The 18,689-nt window shown below is 70.3% G+C and carries 16 protein-coding genes and 1 pseudogene; 11 read left to right on the forward strand and 6 right to left on the reverse strand.

The window, feature by feature from the left end:
* The first annotated feature begins 23 nt into the window (after positions 1-23).
* On the forward strand, positions 24-1,025 hold the full coding sequence (gene sph, locus ACGFNH_RS05045) for a sphingomyelin phosphodiesterase (protein WP_393651633.1): 1,002 nt from the start codon (positions 24-26) through the stop codon (positions 1,023-1,025).
* Positions 1,026-1,377: 352 nt separating this feature from the next.
* Here sph and ACGFNH_RS05050 read toward each other — a convergent pair whose 3' ends face one another.
* The 3 genes from ACGFNH_RS05050 to ACGFNH_RS05060 form a co-directional block, all read right to left on the reverse strand.
* Entirely contained in the window at positions 1,378-2,220 is an 843-nt protein-coding gene (locus ACGFNH_RS05050; RefSeq protein ID WP_393651634.1) for a MerR family transcriptional regulator, read from the reverse strand.
* A 195-nt stretch (positions 2,221-2,415) separates the two neighbouring features.
* The gene (locus ACGFNH_RS05055; RefSeq protein WP_393651635.1) at positions 2,416-3,456 is read right to left on the reverse strand and encodes a hypothetical protein; all 1,041 of its coding nucleotides are present in this window, start codon (positions 3,454-3,456) and stop codon (positions 2,416-2,418) included.
* A 245-nt stretch (positions 3,457-3,701) separates the two neighbouring features.
* Positions 3,702-4,169: a lamin tail domain-containing protein gene (locus tag ACGFNH_RS05060; RefSeq protein WP_393651636.1), complete on the reverse strand. Its 468-nt coding sequence runs from the start codon at positions 4,167-4,169 to the stop codon at positions 3,702-3,704.
* Between the two features lie 647 nt (positions 4,170-4,816).
* On the opposite strand from ACGFNH_RS05060, the gene ACGFNH_RS05065 reads away from it, so the two are divergent.
* The 5 genes from ACGFNH_RS05065 (at position 4,817) to ACGFNH_RS05085 (ending at position 9,551) form a co-directional block, all read left to right on the forward strand.
* Positions 4,817-5,323, forward strand: coding sequence for a hypothetical protein (locus ACGFNH_RS05065; protein WP_393651637.1), 507 nt, complete (start codon positions 4,817-4,819; stop codon positions 5,321-5,323).
* 224 nt (positions 5,324-5,547) lie between these two features.
* Positions 5,548-6,549, forward strand: coding sequence for a phosphotransferase family protein (locus ACGFNH_RS05070; protein WP_393651638.1), 1,002 nt, complete (start codon positions 5,548-5,550; stop codon positions 6,547-6,549).
* A gap of 129 nt (positions 6,550-6,678) precedes the next feature.
* Positions 6,679-7,287 (forward strand): GNAT family N-acetyltransferase, encoded by a 609-nt coding sequence (locus tag ACGFNH_RS05075; protein WP_393651639.1) that lies wholly within the window; start codon positions 6,679-6,681, stop codon positions 7,285-7,287.
* A 167-nt stretch (positions 7,288-7,454) separates the two neighbouring features.
* Positions 7,455-7,886: a protein phosphatase gene (locus ACGFNH_RS05080; RefSeq protein WP_393651640.1), complete on the forward strand. Its 432-nt coding sequence runs from the start codon at positions 7,455-7,457 to the stop codon at positions 7,884-7,886.
* A 153-nt stretch (positions 7,887-8,039) separates the two neighbouring features.
* On the forward strand, positions 8,040-9,551 hold the full coding sequence (locus ACGFNH_RS05085) for an MFS transporter (RefSeq protein WP_393651641.1): 1,512 nt from the start codon (positions 8,040-8,042) through the stop codon (positions 9,549-9,551).
* A gap of 378 nt (positions 9,552-9,929) precedes the next feature.
* On the opposite strand, the gene ACGFNH_RS05090 is transcribed toward ACGFNH_RS05085, so the two are convergent.
* Complete coding sequence (locus ACGFNH_RS05090; protein ID WP_393651642.1) at positions 9,930-10,517, reverse strand: TetR/AcrR family transcriptional regulator; 588 nt, start codon at positions 10,515-10,517, stop codon at positions 9,930-9,932.
* Between the two features lie 127 nt (positions 10,518-10,644).
* Here ACGFNH_RS05090 and ACGFNH_RS05095 point away from each other — a divergent pair, with 127 nt between their 5' ends.
* The gene (locus ACGFNH_RS05095) at positions 10,645-11,790 is read left to right on the forward strand and encodes an agmatine deiminase family protein (protein WP_393651643.1); all 1,146 of its coding nucleotides are present in this window, start codon (positions 10,645-10,647) and stop codon (positions 11,788-11,790) included.
* A 290-nt stretch (positions 11,791-12,080) separates the two neighbouring features.
* On the opposite strand, the gene ACGFNH_RS05100 is transcribed toward ACGFNH_RS05095, so the two are convergent.
* On the reverse strand, positions 12,081-13,037 hold the full coding sequence (locus ACGFNH_RS05100) for a M28 family metallopeptidase (protein WP_393651644.1): 957 nt from the start codon (positions 13,035-13,037) through the stop codon (positions 12,081-12,083).
* Positions 13,038-14,300: 1,263 nt separating this feature from the next.
* A complete protein-coding gene (locus tag ACGFNH_RS05105; protein ID WP_393651645.1) occupies positions 14,301-14,741 on the reverse strand; it encodes an acyl-CoA thioesterase in 441 nt (146 codons plus the stop codon).
* A gap of 180 nt (positions 14,742-14,921) precedes the next feature.
* Between ACGFNH_RS05105 and ACGFNH_RS05110 the strand changes: the two genes are divergently transcribed.
* The 4 genes and pseudogenes from ACGFNH_RS05110 to ACGFNH_RS05125 all read left to right on the forward strand — a co-directional run bounded on the left by ACGFNH_RS05110 (position 14,922) and on the right by ACGFNH_RS05125 (position 18,519).
* A complete protein-coding gene (locus ACGFNH_RS05110; RefSeq protein WP_393651646.1) occupies positions 14,922-15,773 on the forward strand; it encodes an alpha/beta fold hydrolase in 852 nt (283 codons plus the stop codon).
* Positions 15,774-15,851: 78 nt separating this feature from the next.
* Positions 15,852-16,394 (forward strand): hypothetical protein, encoded by a 543-nt coding sequence (locus ACGFNH_RS05115; protein WP_393651647.1) that lies wholly within the window; start codon positions 15,852-15,854, stop codon positions 16,392-16,394.
* A 58-nt stretch (positions 16,395-16,452) separates the two neighbouring features.
* A pseudogene (locus tag ACGFNH_RS05120) lies at positions 16,453-16,654 on the forward strand (LLM class flavin-dependent oxidoreductase); the annotation flags it as partial.
* A gap of 212 nt (positions 16,655-16,866) precedes the next feature.
* Complete coding sequence (locus tag ACGFNH_RS05125) at positions 16,867-18,519, forward strand: FAD-binding oxidoreductase (RefSeq protein WP_393651648.1); 1,653 nt, start codon at positions 16,867-16,869, stop codon at positions 18,517-18,519.
* Positions 18,520-18,689: the final 170 nt, after the last annotated feature.

Genomic DNA, 18,689 nt, shown 5'->3' on the forward strand with positions numbered 1-18,689 from the left:
GACAACATCAGGGAGGCTCGTCCATGCGGTTGCCAGCCGCTGCCATCCTCACGGCCGTGAGCGTGCTCGCGGGTTCGTCGATGCTTGCCGCGTCCGCGAATGCGGCCCCGGAGCCGGGCACGTCCCCCGCGTCGAGCAAGTCCGCCGCCGCGGCCGGGGGTTCGGCCGCTGTTCCACGGCTCAATGTGCTTTCGATGAACGCGATGCTTCTGCCTTCGTTCATCACCGACGGCTGGGCGCAGGACGAACGGGGCGCCCTCATGGGCTCCGCGCCGCATGTGCAGGGCCATGACGTCGTGGTGTTCCAGGAGCTCATGGACAACAGCTCCTCCGACATCCTGATGGAGAAGCTGCAGGGCTACCCGTACCGGACGCCGGTGGTGGGACGGTCGAAGGACGGCTGGGACGACACCCAGGGCGACTACTCGATGTTCGCGCCGGAGGACGGCGGTGTCGCCATCGTCAGCCGCTGGCCCATCACCAAGCGCATCCAGTACATCTACGACGAGGCGTGCGGTACGGACTCCCTGTCCCAGAAGGGGTTCGCCTACGCGCGACTGAACGTGGGCGGCTCGCCGGTCCATGTCCTCGGCACGCATCTGCAGGCCGACGACTCGATGTGCAGTGACGGGGAGGCGGCGGAGATCCGCACCTCGCAGCTCCGGGAACTGCGTTCGTTCGTCGACGGCTTGAACATTCCGCAGAGTGAACCGGTGCTGTTCGCGGGCGACCTCAACGTCGACCGCTACGGCTCCGAGTACGCGGGGATGCTCGGCAGCCTGGACGCCGAGGCGCCGGCCTACGACGGCCATCCGTACACGATGGACCCGGTCGCCAACGGCGTGGCCCGCGAGCGGTACGAGGGCGAGCCGCAGGCCTGGCTGGACTACATCCTCTACGACCGCCGGCACGCACGGCCCTCGGGCTGGCGCAACACCGGGCTGACGCCCGCGTCGCCGCCGTGGGAGCTGGACGGCACGACGTACCGGGACTACTCCGACCACTACCCGATCCAGGGTTCCTGAGCGCCGACCTGCGGGATCGATAGCCGGTCCCACGCTGCGCGCTGCACGGCCCCGCCCTTCACAGGGGCCCCCTTGCACCTCCTCCGGCCCGCGACCAGACCCCCCACCTCGGGCCGGGGGAGGTTCCATATGTCCAGGGTTCCGCACGTGCGGAACCCTGGGCGACCGCCCCGGGTTCCGCACGTGTGAACGCTGGGCGACCCGCGCCGTGAGCCCCGGAGTTCCCGCGTCCGCGCGCATAGCAGGTCCCGCGCCCGTACAGCCGCACGGCTATCCGCGCCCGTACAGCCGCACAGGTTTCCGCGCCCGCGCGCGGAGGCGGCGCGGGCGCGGGCGCGGGCGCGTTCCTCCGCTACACCGCTCCGCCTTCGGCCGGGGGCCATCCGGCCAGCTTGAGGCCGATCAGTTCGGCGCAACGCCGCTGCGCGGGCGACTCGTCGGTGGGAAGGTTGCCGAACGGCTCCAGGTCCGGGAGGTTCACCTGCCCCGATTCCGCGTCCACCTCGACGCGCAGTCCGGACTCCTCGGGCTGCGGGAATCCGGCGGCCCGTTCGATCTCGACCATCTCCTGGATGTGCGCGAAGAACTGTGCGGCCAGTTCCTCGACGCGGGGATCGTCCGCCTCGGCATGCCTGAGGTCGGCCATCTTCCGGTCGATACGGTCACGCTCGGCGCGCAACTCCTCGTGTGTGGCGAGGATGTGGTGCCCCTGGGCCTGCCAGGCCGCGGCCTCGGCGCCGAAGAGATGCTCCGTGACGAGCAGCCGGTCGAGGTCCTCCTGGCTCAGCGCCCCGGCACCGAGCTCCGTGAGCAGATCCGTGACGTTCGGGGCGAGGAGGCCCAGGTCGCTGCCCGTCTCGCGCAGTCGGCGCAGGGCCTGGCGCTGGCGGCGGATCGTCTCCTCCTGTGTCGCCAGGGTCTCGTCGAGTTCGTCCAGCAGCGCCTTGCGGTCCTGGTCGTTCCGGGCGGCGAGCGCGGTGCGTATGTCCTCGAGCCGCATCCCGAGTTCCGTCATGCGGCGGATCCAGAGGATGCGCACGATCGCGTCGTAGCCGTAGCGACGTCGTCCGTCGTGGCCGCGTTCGGGCTCGGGCAACAGGTCGATCTGGTGGTAGTGCCGGATCGCCCGCGGGGTCGTGCCGGTCAGCTTCGCGGCTTCGCCGATCTTGACGGTGCGGTTGCGGGGGGTGTTCATGGCAATGACGGCCTTTCGTTCTTCACCGCCTCCACCCCATCAGATGACGTTGCGGCATGTGCAAGCCATTCGGCCCGCCCATTTCCGCCGTGTCGCGGCGGCGGGCACGGCGCCGGACCGTCGCGCCCGCAAGGGCATGGCTCGGAGCGCCCGGACTTGGAGGGACCTTGGACGGGCCGTTCGCAGCGCGACGGCTCAGAGCGATACGGCGATCGCGACGGCGCCGATGTTGGCGATCAGATAGAGAGCGGTCGCGGCCACGAGGATGCGGTAGTTGACGCGCCGCACCGCCGGCCGAACGAGTGGATCGGTCCACAACCGCAGGATGTAGGTGGTCGTCGCGACGCCCGTCAGCACGTACAGCAGGCTGATGAGGTGGACCTGGTCCACGAGGGGCACACCGAGGACGGTGCCCAGCGCCTGGTCGGACGCGCGCATGTTGATCACGATGGTGAAGAGGGCGGCACCGAGGATGCCCAGCCGTGCGACCAGGATGACCACATCGTCCTTCGACCAGATCAGGAACGAGATGAGGGCGATGAGGAAGGCCACGTACACCGGCAGGACCTGCTTGACGAAGCTTGTGATGTCCTGCCGGGTGACCTGGAACTGGAGGACGAGCTGGGAGTAGCGGCTGCCGCCGCCGTTCTCGAGCCGGGGGTCGCCGAAGTTCGTCCGGTAGGTGCTGTCCACGACGCCGATCCGGAATTTCGTGATCTTGAAGTCGGCCAGCCGGATCCGGTGGTTGTAGTCGGAGTTCTTCAGATCCGCGCGGTAGACGAACCGCGAGTCGTCGAGCTCGGCCTCCTCGATCCGGATCCGGATGGTCTGCCGGTCGAACGGGAAGTCCGTCAGGTCGAAGTCCTGCCGGAAGGTGCCTGCCACCTTGATCTGTGCCCAGTACTCGCTGCCCACCTTCTCGGTGGTCCGCTCGGTCAGCGTCGTCCGTGTCGCATTGGTGAACTCGACGCGCCGTACGGCATCCAGGTCCTTCCGCGGACACACGCTCCACAGCCACAGGTCCGCGTCAACGGTCTGCCGGGCGGGATCGAGCGCGTAGAGGTCGGTGACGTAGGCCCCGACGCGACAGGCCGGTACGGCCGCCGCGGCCGGTGTGCCCGTGAGGAGTGCGGTCAGGACCACGACAGCGGTCGCGAGCAGGGCGCCCGCTCTCGGCGAGGGACCGGCCGGGAAGCCGCGTCGGTGCGTCGCCGGTCGGCCTGAGGAACAGGGCATACCCGGCGAGCCTCCAAGAACACCGGCGGAACGGAGAGAACCGCATGCAAAGCGGCGGTTCCAGGCGGACCTTAACCCGGCCGCCGGCGCAGAGCCCCGATCACGGCGGCCGGCCGGAGGAGCACGGCGCAAGGTGCACTCGTTCAGGCCCTCGGACCGTGGAGCCGGACCCGCGTCAGGCGTACCGCTGCCCCCGCCCCTGGATGAGGGGACGGGGGCAGCGGTGTCACCTGCCGGTTCCGGGATCAGCAGCCGGTGTGGCCGCGGTCCCTCCAACTCCAGGAGCAGCGGTCGACGGACGCGCCGTCGCCGTTACGGAGGACCAGGCCCCCGCGGACATTGCTGAGGACGTGGCGGTCGCGGTCCTGGAAGCGGACCAGCCGCTGATCGCGGCCGTATCCGGTGTGAACGACGACCTCCTGCCCTCCCCACAGACGCAGCCGGTCGAAGCGGTAGGTGCGCCGGCCGTCGGAGACGGTGTAGTTGCGGAGCTGAACGGGGCGCCGCGAGTTGTTGACGACGGTGAAGTACTCGCCGTTCACGGACCGGTTGCTGAAGCGGTCCGGCCCGGGAGCGTCGAACTGGATCTGCCCGATCTCCACCCCCCGGTGAGGGTGGCGGTCCTCGTGCGCGGCCGCCGGCACAACGGCAGCGGACAGGAGCGCACCTGCGATCAGAGCGGTGGCGGTGACTGTACGAGAAGTGCGGGACATGGCGATCCCCCAGCTTTCTGGAGAGGCCCAGCCGCACGGAAGCGGCTGTGACCGGTGGTCAACCCGGGCCGAGCGACCCGGGGCGAGACCACAGTGACGCCACCGCCACGCCGTTCATCGATCAACCACTTGACGTTACACAACACAGACATTTACGGAACAACTGCTCGTCATCACACGGGGCTCGGGGCCCAGGCCGCACAACACCCGTGTCGGATACACCCATCCAGGCGCGCCCGGGGCCGTCGGCGCAGCCCCACGAACCGCACTCCGGCAGGTGCGTTCACCGCCGAGGAGCGACACACCCGGGACACGTAACAAACCCCGACCACCCCAACGGCCCAGCCCCGCCCGCATCGTCCGCCGTGGCGCCCATGATTCCGCCCCCGAACCGCCGGCACGCACCTGACCATCGCTCTCCGTCCGGCCTTCGGTTCTCGCACGTGGCCCCGTGCGTGACCTCGCGCCGGCGGCCACGCGCACATGCGCGACGTGACGCGGACTTGAGTAGCCGCAGCCCTTCATCGCCCCGGACCCGCCAGGGCACAGTGCCGAGAAGCCGTGAGGCGCCTCGATGCGCACCGCGAGCCCGTCTGTCGCGGAAGCCCCGACCCGGGACTGGACCGCCTGACCCGCGGAGGAAAGACGTGCGATCGCAGCCACACCGCCCTTGGGCCCTGGCCGGATTGTTCGCGCTGGTGCCGTTCACCGTTCTGTTCCTGATGTTCGGGTGGACACCGCTGAGCCTCCTCTCCTCCGGCTGGAGCGACACCGAGGAGAGCGGCGCGCACCGGCGCATGCCACGGATCGAGAGCCCGGACTTCGCCATGGAGTCGGCGCGCGAGTTCCGCGACCACCTGAGGACGAAGGGGACGGCCGAGCAGAAGAAGGCCGCCGGGCATGTCCTGACGATCATCTCGATGATCGACACGCGGGACGGGGACGTGCACATCGGGACGGATCTCGACGACGATCCGACGCTGCTGAAACAGGACGGGAAGCTGGAGACCTCACCGGGCATGACGCTTGCCTGGGCGTACGCCGACTGGAAAGAGACCAGGACCGACGCCACGGTCAACGTCTACAACGCCGCCGATCAGAACCTGGTGTCGGGAGTCGCCCTCGGCGAACCCTCTCCCACCGACGGGCAGTAGAGACCCGCACACACCAGCCTGCTGTGACCCAACTCCTTTGCCTTCAGAGGATATTGACGCCTCGACAGATCCGTTCGGCCACCCCATCGCCGTCGGTGACGAGAACCACAGCCGGACGGGCTCCGCGGACTCTGCCCAGGTGACGCGGCGGTTCGCCGCCCCGCGGTCCGACGGGCCGCCGCGAACGGGCCGAACGGCCCCGCCGGGATGGGTATGGTGCCGGGATGGCCGAGAGCGGGACGATCGATTTCCTGGGCGCCGAAGTGGACGAATCCGGAGTGGACGAATGGGGTCTGTCCCCCACACGTGCCTGGGTGGACAAACAGCTTCCCGACGGGGACCGGATCGCGGGTGTGGAGCCCCTGCGCGGCGGGTGGACCTCGGAGATGAGCCGCCTGCACGTGACCGGGCCGGGCGGAAGCCGGTGGCTCGTCCTGCGGTCCTTCGTCAGGCCGTTCTTCGTCCGCCACGCCGAGGGACTGCTGACGCGCGAGGCCCGGATGCTGGGGCTCCTTCGCGACACGGGCCTCCCGGTCGCGCACCTCCAGGCCGTCGACGCGACAGCCGAGTTCTGCGAGCACCCCTCGCTGCTGATGTCACTCCTCCCCGGCAGCGTACGGCTGGACGACGAGCAGGCGGAGCAGCGTTCGGCCCTCCTGGCGCAGGAGTTGGCCAGGGTCCACCAGGTACGCGTACCGGACACCGATCGCCCGCGCACCTACCAGCCGTGGACCTCTCCGGAGACGGTGCGCCTGCCCGACATCACCGGGCGGCCCGAGCTGTGGGAGCGGGCGATGGATGTGCTGCGCCGCGAACCGCCGCCGTACCGGGGCTGCTTCCTGCACCGCGACTTCCACCCCGGCAACGTCCTCTTCACCGGCCACGGGAACGGGCTGCGGGTCAGCGGCCTGGTCGACTGGGTCGAGACGTCATGGGGACCTGCCGACCTGGACGTGGCGCACTGCTCCTCCGCCCTCGCACTGCTGCACGGCGCCCCTGCGGGCATGGAGCTGGCCGATCAATACGCCGCGGCGGGCGGCCTGTTGGACCCGGACCCGGCGGCGCACCTGTACTGGCGCGTGCTGGACGCCCTGGCCTTTGCCCCGGATGCCGAGAAGGTCGCGGGCCCCTGGCGCGAACTCGGCCGTACGGACCTCACCCCGGCCCGGCTCACCGCCAGGCTGGAGGACTATCTGCAGGCGCTCTTCCACCGCTACGGCTGCTGACGGCCGGTGCCGCAGCGGGAGCGCAGGACCAGCTCACCGAACAGCGGACGAGCACAACAGCGGAGGAGCGAAGTCGCAGCGGCCGCAAACCCGCTGCGCCGCACCCACCGTCACTGAGACGATGCGGTCATGCCCTCCCTGATCCCGCCCGTCGTGCCCGCCGGCCGGCTGGGACGGTCGGAGCAGCCGTCCCTGGCCGTCCCCGGCGGGCTGCTCCTGCGCCCATGGCTGCTCACGGATGCCGCCGCCGTCGTCGCGGCGTTCACGGATCCCGCGATCCAGCAGTGGCATGCGCGCCGGGCCGACTCCGATGAGGAGGCCGGTGAGTGGATCGCGCGGTGGCGACAGGAATGGCGGTCGGAGACGGGCGCACACTGGGCCATCGTCGGGGCGGATGACGGCGCACTGCACGGCCGTGTCGCCCTGCGCACCATGTCACTCGTCGACGGCCTCGCCGAGTGCGCGTACTGGACCGTGGCCTCTGCCCGCGGCTCGGGCGTCGCACCGCGGGCGGTGACGGCGCTGTCCGCCTGGGCCTTGGACGAGGTGGGATTCCACCGCCTCGAACTCGCGCACTCGGTGGCCAATCCGGCCTCGTGCCGGGTCGCGGTCAAGGCAGGTTTCGCGCACGAGGGCACCAAGCGCAATGCGCTCCTCCACCTCGATGGATGGCACGACATGCATCTCCACGCGCTGATCGGGGACGACCGGCAGGTGCCCGCGCGTACAGGCGTCTGATCAGTCTCGCGATCCCGATCCGCTCCCCGGATTGCCGGTCGGAACAGCGGCGGCAACCATGGGTCGTACGTACCGGTATGAGACCGGATTCACCACGTGAGAGTGGCCACTACTCAACAGTATGTATCGGCACCGCATCCTCACGTTCGAGCCCCTACGGTGATCTTGTGACCGTGACATGGACATCCCTTGACGCCGGTGTGTTGCGCCTCCCCTCCGGTCGTCTGGTGCGGGGGCGCGGCCTCCGCGACCCGCTGCCCTCCGGATCGCAGCCGACCTACGGCGTGTATCTGCTCGGGAAGGAGCCGCCGCAGGTTCCGTGGGAGGCCCGCTGGCTCCGCTGGCCGGACTTCCGGGTGCCCAGCAGCCGCGAGGACGCCAAGACCGTACTCGGTGAGGCGTGGAACCGCTCGGAGACCGACCTGGTCGAGATCGCGTGCGCCGGTGGCCGCGGGCGGACCGGCACGGCCCTCGCGTGTATCGCCGTCCTCGACGGAGTTCCGCCCTCCGAGGCGGTGGCCTTCGTCCGCCGCCGGTACGACGCCCACGCAGTGGAGACGCCCTGGCAGCGGCGGTACGTGCGTCACTTCGCGGACTGATCGCCCGGCGGTGCGTCGCACCGCCCCCCTCTCCCTCACCGCTCCTCCCTTCCCAACTCCGTTCCTCGCGCCGGTGTCGCCTCCGGCACCCGGGGAAGACGCCGGGACGCGCAGCGGGGCGGCAGCCCCGCCCGACGGCTGAAGGGAGCGGTGATGAGCGCCACGGATCCTCTACGGGCGACGGCCGGCACAGGCGAGATCCGTACCTCCGTGCCCGCACGACTGGATCGACTGCCCTGGTCGCGATGGCACTGGACGATCGTGATCGGGCTGGGCACCGTCTGGATACTCGACGGCCTGGAGGTCACGGTCGTCGGCAATATCGCCGGCCGGTTGTCTGAGGAGGGCAGCGGGCTCGCCATCTCTTCGGCGCAGGTCACCGGGCTGGCCGCCGCCCTGTATGTCGCGGGCGCCTGTGCGGGCGCACTCTTCTTCGGCTGGCTCACCGACCGATTCGGGCGCAAGAAGCTCTTTCTCATCACGCTCGCGGTCTATCTGGCCGCCACCGCGCTGACCGCCGTGTCGTTCCACAGCTGGTGGTTCTTCCTGTGCCGGTTCCTCACGGGCTTCGGCATCGGCGGCGAGTACGCGGCGATCAACTCCGCCATCGACGAGCTGATTCCGGCGACCTACCGCGGGCGCGTCGACCTGATCATCAACGGCAGCTTCTGGCTCGGCGCGGTCGGCGGCTCGCTGCTGTCCGTCGTCATGCTGGACACCGACATCTTCGCGGCCGACATCGGCTGGCGCCTCACGTTCGCACTCGGGGTCGTCCTGGGCCTGGTGATCCTGCTGGTACGGCGCAATGTGCCGGAGAGTCCTCGATGGTTGTTCATCCATGGACGCGGCGACGAGGCGGAACGTCTGGTGAGCGGTGTCGAGGCACGGGTCTCGGAGGAGAAGGGCCGTCAACTGCCGCCCGCCGAGGGTGAGATCATCGTCCGTACGCGCACGAGCATCGGCTTCGGCCTGGTCGCCCGTACGGTCTTCTCGACGTACCGCAGGCGCGCCTTCCTCGGGCTGGCACTCTTCGTCGGGCAGGCGTTTCTCTACAACGCCATCACCTTCGGCTTCGGTGCGATCCTCACGACATTCTTCGACGTGCCGGCCGGTTCGACGGGCTACTACTTCGCCGTGATCGCGGTCGGCAACTTTCTCGGCCCGCTGCTGCTCGGCAAGCTCTTCGACACACTCGGGCGCCGGATCATGATCTCGGGCACGTATCTGCTCTCCGGCATCCTGCTCTTCGTGACCTCCTGGCTCTTCGACGCCGGCCATCTGTCGGCCTCGACGCTGACAGCGTGCTGGTGCGTCGTGCTCTTCTTCGCCTCGGCGGGCGCGAGTTCGGCGTACCTGACGGTCAGTGAGGTCTTCCCGATGGAGACCCGGGCGATGGCGATCGCCTTCTTCTACGCGATCGGCACCGCGGCCGGCGGCATCAGCGGGCCACTGATCTTCGCGAAGCTGACGGAGTCGGGCATCGTCGGGGACACCGTTCTGGCCTTTCGGATCGGCGCCACGCTGATGACCCTCGCCGGGCTGGTCGCCGCCTGCCTCGCCGTACGGGCGGAGGGGCGGTCGCTGGAGGACATCGCCCCGCCGCTGTCGGCGGGTTCGGTGACGGCGGGCGCGCCGTCCCGTACGACGGGCTCGGCAGCGCGCTGACGCCGTATCGCGCCGGTGTCCCCGGGCACCGGCGCGGCCCGGGCGTGGGCCCCGTCCCGCGGCGTCAGCGTGGCGCGCCTCGCCCGAACAGGGCCCGGGCAGTGCCGACTTGAGCCTCGACAACGCCCGACGTGGTGGTGCCCGGCGTCCGGTGCCGGCGGCAGGGCGCCCTCCCACCGGCAGCGGCGGAACTCCCCGCCCGCGTCGCCGAACCCGCACCCGCCGCGGAATCCCCTGTCACCCCGGATTCCGCGGCTCGGAGCCTCGCATTCGGTTCCCGGGGCGGGAGGCGATCAGGTGGGGCGGATCGACTGGTACAGGTACGCCGTTTCGCCGGGAGCAGCCCGCGGGCGGGTCGTCGCCGGAGCGCGGCTCGGCCTACGTCCGGTCCGGTGCGGGGCCCAGCTCCATCTCGAACGCGCCGCCCAGCACTTCGCGTACACGGGTCAGGGTCGCCGAGCCGCTGAGCCAGCGTTCACTGAGGCCCTCCACCAGCGCGGTGAGACGCTCCGCCGCGTCCACCGCGACCACATGGTCCGCGACCGTTCCCGCTTCCTGCGCCTGCCGGATGAGGCCGGTGGCGTACTCGATCCACTCCTCGGTGGACTCCCGGAGCTGCTCGCGCAGGGACGGGTCGAAGACGGCCGTGGCCCTCAACTCGCCCCATGCCGTGCTGTTCTCCACGACGTCCGGTGCTTCCTGGAGTTCGAGCAGCAGCATCTCCTCCAGATGGGCGCGCGGTTCGGACTCCGGGCACGCCTCGGGCTCGGTGTACCGCTCGGCGCGGTTGCTGATGAATTCCAGCGTGTGCCGCATCAGTCCGGCGCGGCCGCCGAAGTGGTAGTAGATGAGCGCGGTGGAGACCCCTGCCTCCGCGGCGAGTTCCTCCACGCGGAGACCGCGGACGCCGCGGCGGGCGATGACGCGGGTGGCGGCCTGCAGGATCAGAGTTCGGCGATCGGACACAGTCACACACCGTACCCGCGCGTTCGGGGTGGCCGGTGCTAGCCTGGATTCCTGACTGAAATTTCAGTCAGGAATCCAGGCGGGATCCACCGAGGGTTTCGTCCGGTCCGGCGTCAGGAGAGAAGTCATGAGCGCATACCCACGGCGAGCAGTACTGAGGTCCGGTGCCGCGGCGGCACTGGGCGGAGCGGGGCTGCTCGCCTCCGCATGCCGGTCCGCCCCCGCGGAAGGATCGGAGGCGGCAAGGGATTCGCCGTCCTCGCGATCGCGCCCCCGCGGCCGCATGCCGGCCGAGAGCCGGCCGCACGAGCGGACGTTGATGGCGTGGCCGCCCCGGGACTCGGTCTGGGGCAGCGACACCCCCGCGGTCCGGCGCGACATCGCCCGCATAGCCCGGGCCATCGCCGAGCACGAGCCCGTTGAACTGGCCGCCTCCCCCGAGGAGGTCAAGGGCGCGCAGCGTGCGTGCGGCGCGGGAGTCGACGTCGTACCGGTTCCGGTCGACGACCTCTGGATGCGCGACAGCGGACCGACGTTCGTCACCGGGTCCGACGGGGTGTCGGCCCTCGACTTCCACTTCAACGGGTGGGGCGGCAAGCAGGAGCACCAGCGCGACGCCCTGGTGTCGCGCCGAGTCCTGGAGCGCCACCGCGTCCCCCGGACGTCAGCGGGGATCACCGCCGAGGGAGGCGCACTGGAGGTGGACGGCGCGGGCACGCTCCTGGTCACCGAGAGCTCGCTCGTCAACGCCAACCGCAACCCGGGCATGTCCCGGGCGGAGATCGAGGGTCACCTGAAGGAACCGCTCGGCGTCTCCACGGTGATCTGGCTCAAGGGCGTACGGGGCCGGGACATCACCGACTACCACGTGGACGCCCTGGCGCGGTTCGCCGAACCGGGCGTGGTGCTGCTGAGCCGGCCGTCCGCCGGGACCCCGCGCGTATGGGTCCGCGCCTACGAACAGGCCCGCGGGGTGCTCGAAGAAGCGCGGGACGCCCGGGGGAAGAAGCTGGAGATCATCGACCTCGACGAGCCCGACCCCGGCGAACTGGGGCAGCGCGGCTCGGAGTTCCTGGGCTGCTACGCCAACTACTACGTGGTCAACGGCGCGGTGATCGTGCCGCGCTTCGGCGATGCGAGGACGGACGACCGCGCGGCATCCCTCCTCCGGGAACTCCACCCGGGGCGTGTCGTCGTGCCGTTGGAGATCAACATGCTGGCGGAGGGCGGCGGTGGCATCCACTGCTCGACGCAGCAGCAGCCCGCCGCCTGACGGGCGGATGGCGGGGCGGATGACGGGGCGGGCCCGCCCGGTGGTGGATACGGCTACGGGCGCGCGCCCGTAGCCGTACGCCGTGGAGTCGTGCGGTCACGGGGGCCGTAGGACGACGGGACTGCGCACCATGGGGCGCGGGCGTGCGAGGGTGCGGAGCCATGGCGGGCGGGGGGAGCCGCACACGACGTGCGGCCCGGACGCCGGTGGTCCGGCGCCCGGGCCGCTGGGCCGTGTCACTGCACAGATGTCACCGCGCGGTGGTCACTGCGCAACTGTGGCTGCGCGGGTCAGGAGCTGAGCTTCCAGATCGCGTTGGCTATCGCATCGGTGTTGATGTCGAGCGCCTTCTCGTCGATGTTGGACTTGTCGTCACAGGCCTGGTGGTAGCAGGCGTCGAAGGGCTCGCCCGCCTTGCCGCCCCAGCCGGACGCCTGCTCCTCGGTCTTCTTGTAGTCGGCGCCGGAGAAGATGCCGCCGACCTTGACGCCCTTGTCCTTGAAGGAGGCGTGGTCGGAACGGCCGTCGCCCTCCGTCTCGGGCTCGGTCTTGAGGTCCTTGCCCTTGTAGTACTCGGTGAAGACCTTCTCGAGCTCCGGGTCGTCGTCGTAGACGAAGTAGCCGGGGTTCGGCGAGCCGATCATGTCGAAGTTGAGGTAGGCGTCGATCTTCGACAGGTCACCGGACTCGAGGCTGTCGACGTAGTGCTGCGAGCCGACCATGCCGTCCTCCTCGTCGCCCCACCAGGCGAAGCGGAGCTGCTTGGACGGCTTGAGGTCGGCCTTGGCGACGGCGAGCGCGACCTCGAGGATCCCGGCCGAGCCGGATCCGTTGTCGTTGATGCCGGGGCCGTCGTGGACCGAGTCGACGTGCGACCCGGCCATCACGACCTTGTCGCCACCACCCTTGGGCCAGTCCGCGACGAGGTTGTAGCCCTTGGCGCCGCCCGACTCGAACTCCTGAAGGCTCGTCTTGAAGCCTGCGTCGTCCAGTTTGCCCTTGATGTACTCGACCGAGGCCTTGTGACCGGGCTCACCGTGCGCGCGGTTGCCACCGTTCGCATCGGCAATCTTCTGGAACTCGGCCAGATCGGCCTGGACGGCCGCGACGTCGATGTCGGGCGCGGCCTTGACGGTGGGAGCGTCGGTGGCCTGGGCTCCGACCGCTGCGCTGAGGATTCCGACCGCCAGCGCCGCGGAGGTACCGGCTGCGAGCGCACCACGGCGCACTTTCTTTGCAGTGAACACTGTTGGCTCCTGAAGTGGGGGGTTGGAGCTGCAAGTTGTGGAGACAAGAGACTGACCATATTGGCGTCAATCGTCAAGAGCGAATATCGGACGCCGAGGTTCCATCAGCGAACCGACGGACTTCGCGCGGGTGTCGGCGGTCGGGGAACGCGAGGCCATTCCCGTACGACCCGGACCACGGACCACCTGGCTAGACCACCTGGCAGACCGCCCGACGGGATCGGGGCGCATGGGCGCGGAGCCCGGTGATTCGCATCGGGCCGAACTCGAGCCGGTGCGTGTGGTCAAGCGGTTCAGGGGAAAGCGACCCGGTGAGAGCGAGCGCGAATGGCGCGCGCTCGCATTGCATTCCACGTAGGCGCCCGGTCCGGCACCGGAAGACTTTGAGGCGGCTCACGGCCGCTGGACCGGAGGTGGTGATGCCCCGCCTCATCGGGGAGCTTCTGTGCGGACGCATGCTCGACGGTGAGCGGATCAGGCCCTGGCACACCGTGCGGACCCTTCACGAAGCCGTTCCCGCGGATGTTCCTGCGTGGACGTTCCTGCGCGGATGTTCCTGCGCGGACGTGCCGCGGCCCCGGCCACGCGCCGGCCCAATCGAACGGATCCGGTCGCGAACCCAGCGCGTACGCCCCGGGGTCGGCGAGGGGTGGTGGAGCGAGGATGGACGGCGGCCTTGGCTGGCTCGCCGCGTCCCCCTGGACGGGCCGGGGCGACGCCGGTGTTCCGCCCGTCTTCGGCGACGGGAACGGCAAGGTCAGAACTGCGCCCGGGACGGCTCCCGCGTTCGCATCGTCGACTTCGAGGCTTCGGGTCCCGCAGCGATCGCGCCTTCGAGCCGACCGAGATCACCGAACGTGTGGGGAGCTGGGTGGAGAGGCCCTGCGATGTCGTCGACCCCCTCGGTCACTTCGATCCGAACGCAGCCGAGTCAGTACGACCGGGCACTGCCGACGGCTTCTCGCGCTGATCCGGCTCTTCTCCCCGCCCTCGACGACGGAGTCCCTCGCCGAACCCGCCCGGCAGCGTCGACCGCCAAGCCCGGCGGCTGCTGGGGCTGCTCGCGTGGACCGGTGAACTGACCGCGTAGACAGCTGACCTGACCGCGTGGACAGGTCACCTGACCGCGTGGACAGGTCACCCGCGGGCGCAAGACCCCTGTCTCGCGTCTGTCTCGCGTCCCCATCCCGCCCGCCCCGCGCAGCCCGCACGCACACCCGCACCGCCGCGCGCTGCTCGCGCGGCGCAGGCCGACTGTGCGGCCTATGTGAACCCGGGGTCGAAGTCGGTCACCAACTTGCGGGCCCGCTCGACGTACTCCTCCGGCATCGGGGAGGAGCGCCGCTCCTTCGCGTCGATGTGGACGCCGGTCAGCACGGCGACGGCCGCGACCTCTCCGGTCGCCGCGTCCTCCATCTGATGGCAGAAGCGGATCACCTTGCTGCGCACCTCCAGGAAGCCGGATCGGACCAGTACGACATCCCCGGCGCGCAGTTCCCTGCGGTAGGAGATTCTCTGGTCCACGGCCACCATGCCGCGGCCGCTCGTGCGCAGATACTCCGGCGTTATCCCGATGCCGGAGACGAGCTGCCAGGTGGCCTCGTCGAACTTCCCGACGTACCACATGACGTTCATGTGCCCCATGTGATCGCAGTGCCAGGGGTAGACCGTCCCGCGATACGTCACATCCATGCCGGTGGTCATGCGCGTTCCCTCAGTCCAGCGTCCAGCGGTTCAGCGAGCCCGTACGGGGATGATGTTAGTGAACGTTAACTAGCATCGCCAGTGGTTTGCCTGCATCACCCATCCAGTTCCTGCCGCCGGCGATCGGCATGCGCCCGAAATCCCTTGCCATGACGACCGAGCGATCATGAGGATGGCACCATGCCCGCACTCATCGCCCCCGACGGAACCGAACTCACCTATCGCGTCGTGGGCGAGGGCGAGCCGCTTGTCTGCCTGCCCGGGGGCCCGATGCGCGCCTCGGCGTACCTCGGCGATCTCGGAGGGCTCTCGACCCGGCGCTCCCTGATCATGCTCGACCTCCGCGGCACCGGCGGATCCGGCGTTCCCACCGACCCGTCGACCTACCGCTGCGACCGCCAGGTCGACGACGTCGAGGCGCTCCGCGCGCACCTCGGGCTGGACCGTATCGATCTGCTCGCGCATTCCGCGGCCGGCGATCTCGCGATCCTCCATGCGGCACGCCACCCTCAGCGCATCCGCTCCCTGACTCTGGTCACCGCCCGCGCACGGGCGCTCGGTATCGACTTCACCCAGGAGCACCGCCGGGAGGCGGCCGCGCTGCGCAGCGGCGAGCCATGGTTCGAGCACGCGTATGCCGCGTACGAGAAGGCCTGGGCCGGGACGGCGACCGACGCCGACTGGGACGCCATGGCGCCCTTCTTCTACGGCCGTTGGGATGCGGTGGCCCAGGAGCACGCGGCGTCGGAGGTGGAGCAGAGCAATGACGAGGCGGCGGAGAGGTACGCCTCGGCCGGCGCCTTCGCCTCTACGGGGGCCCGGGCCGCCGTAGAGGCGTTGGACGCGCCGGTCCTCATCCTGGCGGGTGAGCTGGACAGCGGGCCGCTCCCCCGGATCGCGGCCGGCATCGCGGAGTCGTTCCCCCGGGCCGAGGTGACGGTCCAGCGGGGTGCGGGCCACTATCCGTGGCTCGACGATCCGGCCGGGTTCGTGCGGACGGTCATGGCGTTTCTGCGGCAGGTGGACCGGTGACGGGATGCGATCGGGATCGGGCCGGACCGGCCCATGGGCTCGATCAAGTCGCCATACGCGATCAAGTACTGTCGGCCCATGCACGTGAACGGGCGGGTATGGGGCGCCACTCCATCAGAACAGCAAGCGAAGTATCCCTGCGACGCCGTCCTGAAGGTCCCCTGCGAGGGCTGGACCCGGGCCGTGGACGTGTCCGCACCCTGCGACCTCGTCTACCGCTGGCTTCAGCAGCTCACCATCGCGCCGTACAGCTACGACTGGATCGACTTCCGCGGCCAGAAGAGTCCCGACCGTCTCACGCCGGACCTGCCGCCGCCGGCCGTCGGGCAGAACTTCCTGGTCTTCGACATCGTGGAGTTCGAGGCCGACCGGCACATCACCGGTGTCCTGCCGGAGCGTCTGGTTCCCCGGCATGGGCGGATGGCCGTGACCTACGCGGTGAGCGCTCGCGGTGCCGGCGGGTGCCGTCTTGTGGTCAAGGTGGCTGCCGAAGCGCGCACCGCGCCGCACCACCGGGTGCTCAGACGGCTCCTCGCCTGGGGCGATCTGGTCATGATGCGCAAGCAGTTGCTCACGCTCAAACGCCTCGCCGAGCGCGACGCCGCCGAAGCTCGCCACTGAGAGCAGGGCGACCCGTCGTGCCGTAGTGCGGTTGCCGCCGGTATCGCGGGCGGCCACCATGCCCGAGCGCCGCTTCTCGGTGAGCGTTCCGAACTTCGGTGACTTTCTCTGATCCCCGGACCGTGGCGAAAGCGGCTCGAGCGGCCGACCAGGCGGGCCGGGACGCGCTGTTCGTCTGGGACCATGTTGTGCACCGGCGCCATGCGCGGCCGTTCGGCGACCCCTGGATGCTGCTGACCGCTGCCACGCCGGCGACTTCCCACGGGCCCGCCCGCCCGGGAAATCGTGGCCGCCTTCCCGCAACCCCCGCGCGCAATCTCCCATCCCCCTGAGTGCGACCCGGTACGAGGACATCGGCGCAGGTCGAACCGTCCTCCCGCGGCCGCGGCAAGCCACCGGCCAACTCCGTTGCGCGACACCCGCGTCGGCCACGGAGAGGCCTGGATCGTTCCTCACGGGGAGGGGACCTCGCGTGTCCGACAGCGCAGCCCGTACCGACCTGCAGCACTTTCCCGCGCTCCCGGCACAGGCCCCGGGCGACCCCGCGTCCGCGGCCGGCGGTTCCGGCGACGGTGCACGCACCGACTCACGCCCCGGCTCCGGCAGCAGGCGACGGGACGTCCTGCGCGCCGGGTTGGGCGTCGCCGCCGCGGCCTGGGTGCCCGCGTGCACCACCCGCGCCTCGGCCGCCTCCGCCGGGCCCGACTGGTCCGGGTTCGCCCGGGATCTGGACGGTCTGCTGGTGCGCCCCGGTCAGGGACAGTACGACGCGGCGCGGCGCCTGTTCCAGCCGCAGTTCGACGCGATCAAACCGGCCGGTGTCGCCTACCCGTCGCACCGTGAGGACGTACAGACCTGTCTGGCCTTCGCCAAGCGCCATCGCATACCCGTCGCCGTCCGCGGTGGCGGGCACAGTTACGCCGGCTGGTCCTCGGGCTCCGGCCTGGTCGTCGACGTCAGCGCCATGAAGAAGGTGTCCTCCGGCTCGACCGCCACCATCGGCGCCGGGGCGCGCCTGATCGATGTGTACGCCGGGCTGAACCGCAACGGGCGGACGATCCCTGCCGGTTCCTGCCCCACCGTGGGGGTGACCGGTCTCGCGCTGGGTGGCGGCGTCGGGGTCACCAGCCGTGCGTACGGGCTGACGTGCGACAGCCTGACCGGTGCGGAGATCGTGACCGCCGACGGCCGCGTCCTGGAGGTCGACGCGCGCCACCACGCCGACCTGTTCTGGGCGCTGCGGGGCGGCGGCGGTGGCAATCTCGGCATCGTCACCGAACTGCATTTCCGCACCCACGCCGCGCCCGACTGCAGCTACGCGTTCCTGTCCTGGCCGTGGTCGAAGGCGGCGGCCGTCATCCGCGCCTGGCAGAAGTGGGCGCCGAACGCCCCCGACGCGCTCTGGGCCAATCTGCACCTGACGGGCACCGCGGGCACCCCGCGCGTGGGGATCGGCGCCAACTACCTCGGCACGCAGTCCGGCCTGCGGAACCACCTGGACCGGCTGGTCGACGCGGTGGGCGCGCAGCCCACGTCCTCGGTGGTGCGGACGCGTTCGCACTACGACACGATGCTGGTGATGGCGGGGGCCAGTGGGTGGACGTCCGCCGAGTGCCATCTGCCGGGCAAGCTCCCGGGCCAGGACCCGAAGGGCCGTACGGCACGGGCCTCGTATGCCGCCCGCTCGGACTTCTACACCCGGCCGTTGTCGGCCACCGGGATCGCGGCGCTGTTGAAGCAGGTCGAACGCTATGCGCGCATCGCTCCGTCCGGTGGCAGCGGCAGCATCGCCTTCGACGCCCTGGGCGGAGCCACCAACCGGGTCAAGCCGCAGGACACGGCCTTTGTGCACCGCAATGCGCTCTTCCTCGCGCAGTACATCGCCAACTGGCCGAGCGGCGCGTCCTCCACGGGCATCAAGCACAGCCGGGCCTGGCTCGACACGCTGCACGAGGCGATGCGGCCGCACGCCGGCGGGCACGCGTACCAGAACTACCTCGACCCGCGGCTGACCGACTGGAAGAAGGCGTACTACGGCGCCAACCTCGACCGTCTGACCGAGGTGAAGGCGGCCTACGACCCGGGGCGCGTCTTCCGCTTTCCCCAGGCCATTCCTACGCGCTGACCACACCCTGCTCCGACCTCGTACGCCCACCTTTCGGGGACCGCACTGCTGTCCCGGGAGGCGGGGCGTACGTCGCCGGGTTCTGCTCCGCGAACGTCCATCTCGACCGGGATGGCAGCCATCTCCCAGCCCCCGCGGGCCTGCCCCTCTACGAGCCGTGCGCCCCCGCA

Source organism: Streptomyces sp. NPDC048639, from assembly GCF_043199075.1.
GTDB lineage: Bacteria > Actinomycetota > Actinomycetes > Streptomycetales > Streptomycetaceae > Streptomyces.

Coding starts and splice junctions, on each gene's coding strand:
- sph (WP_393651633.1), top strand. CDS start 24: ATGCGGTTGCCAGCCGCTGCCATCCTCACGGCCGTGAGCGTGCTCGCG.
- ACGFNH_RS05050 (WP_393651634.1), bottom strand. CDS start 2,220: ATGAACACCCCCCGCAACCGCACCGTCAAGATCGGCGAAGCCGCGAAG.
- ACGFNH_RS05055 (WP_393651635.1), bottom strand. CDS start 3,456: ATGCCCTGTTCCTCAGGCCGACCGGCGACGCACCGACGCGGCTTCCCG.
- ACGFNH_RS05060 (WP_393651636.1), bottom strand. CDS start 4,169: ATGTCCCGCACTTCTCGTACAGTCACCGCCACCGCTCTGATCGCAGGT.
- ACGFNH_RS05070 (WP_393651638.1), top strand. CDS start 5,548: ATGGCCGAGAGCGGGACGATCGATTTCCTGGGCGCCGAAGTGGACGAA.
- ACGFNH_RS05075 (WP_393651639.1), top strand. CDS start 6,679: ATGCCCTCCCTGATCCCGCCCGTCGTGCCCGCCGGCCGGCTGGGACGG.
- ACGFNH_RS05085 (WP_393651641.1), top strand. CDS start 8,040: ATGAGCGCCACGGATCCTCTACGGGCGACGGCCGGCACAGGCGAGATC.
- ACGFNH_RS05095 (WP_393651643.1), top strand. CDS start 10,645: ATGAGCGCATACCCACGGCGAGCAGTACTGAGGTCCGGTGCCGCGGCG.
- ACGFNH_RS05105 (WP_393651645.1), bottom strand. CDS start 14,741: ATGACCACCGGCATGGATGTGACGTATCGCGGGACGGTCTACCCCTGG.
- ACGFNH_RS05110 (WP_393651646.1), top strand. CDS start 14,922: ATGCCCGCACTCATCGCCCCCGACGGAACCGAACTCACCTATCGCGTC.
- ACGFNH_RS05115 (WP_393651647.1), top strand. CDS start 15,852: ATGCACGTGAACGGGCGGGTATGGGGCGCCACTCCATCAGAACAGCAA.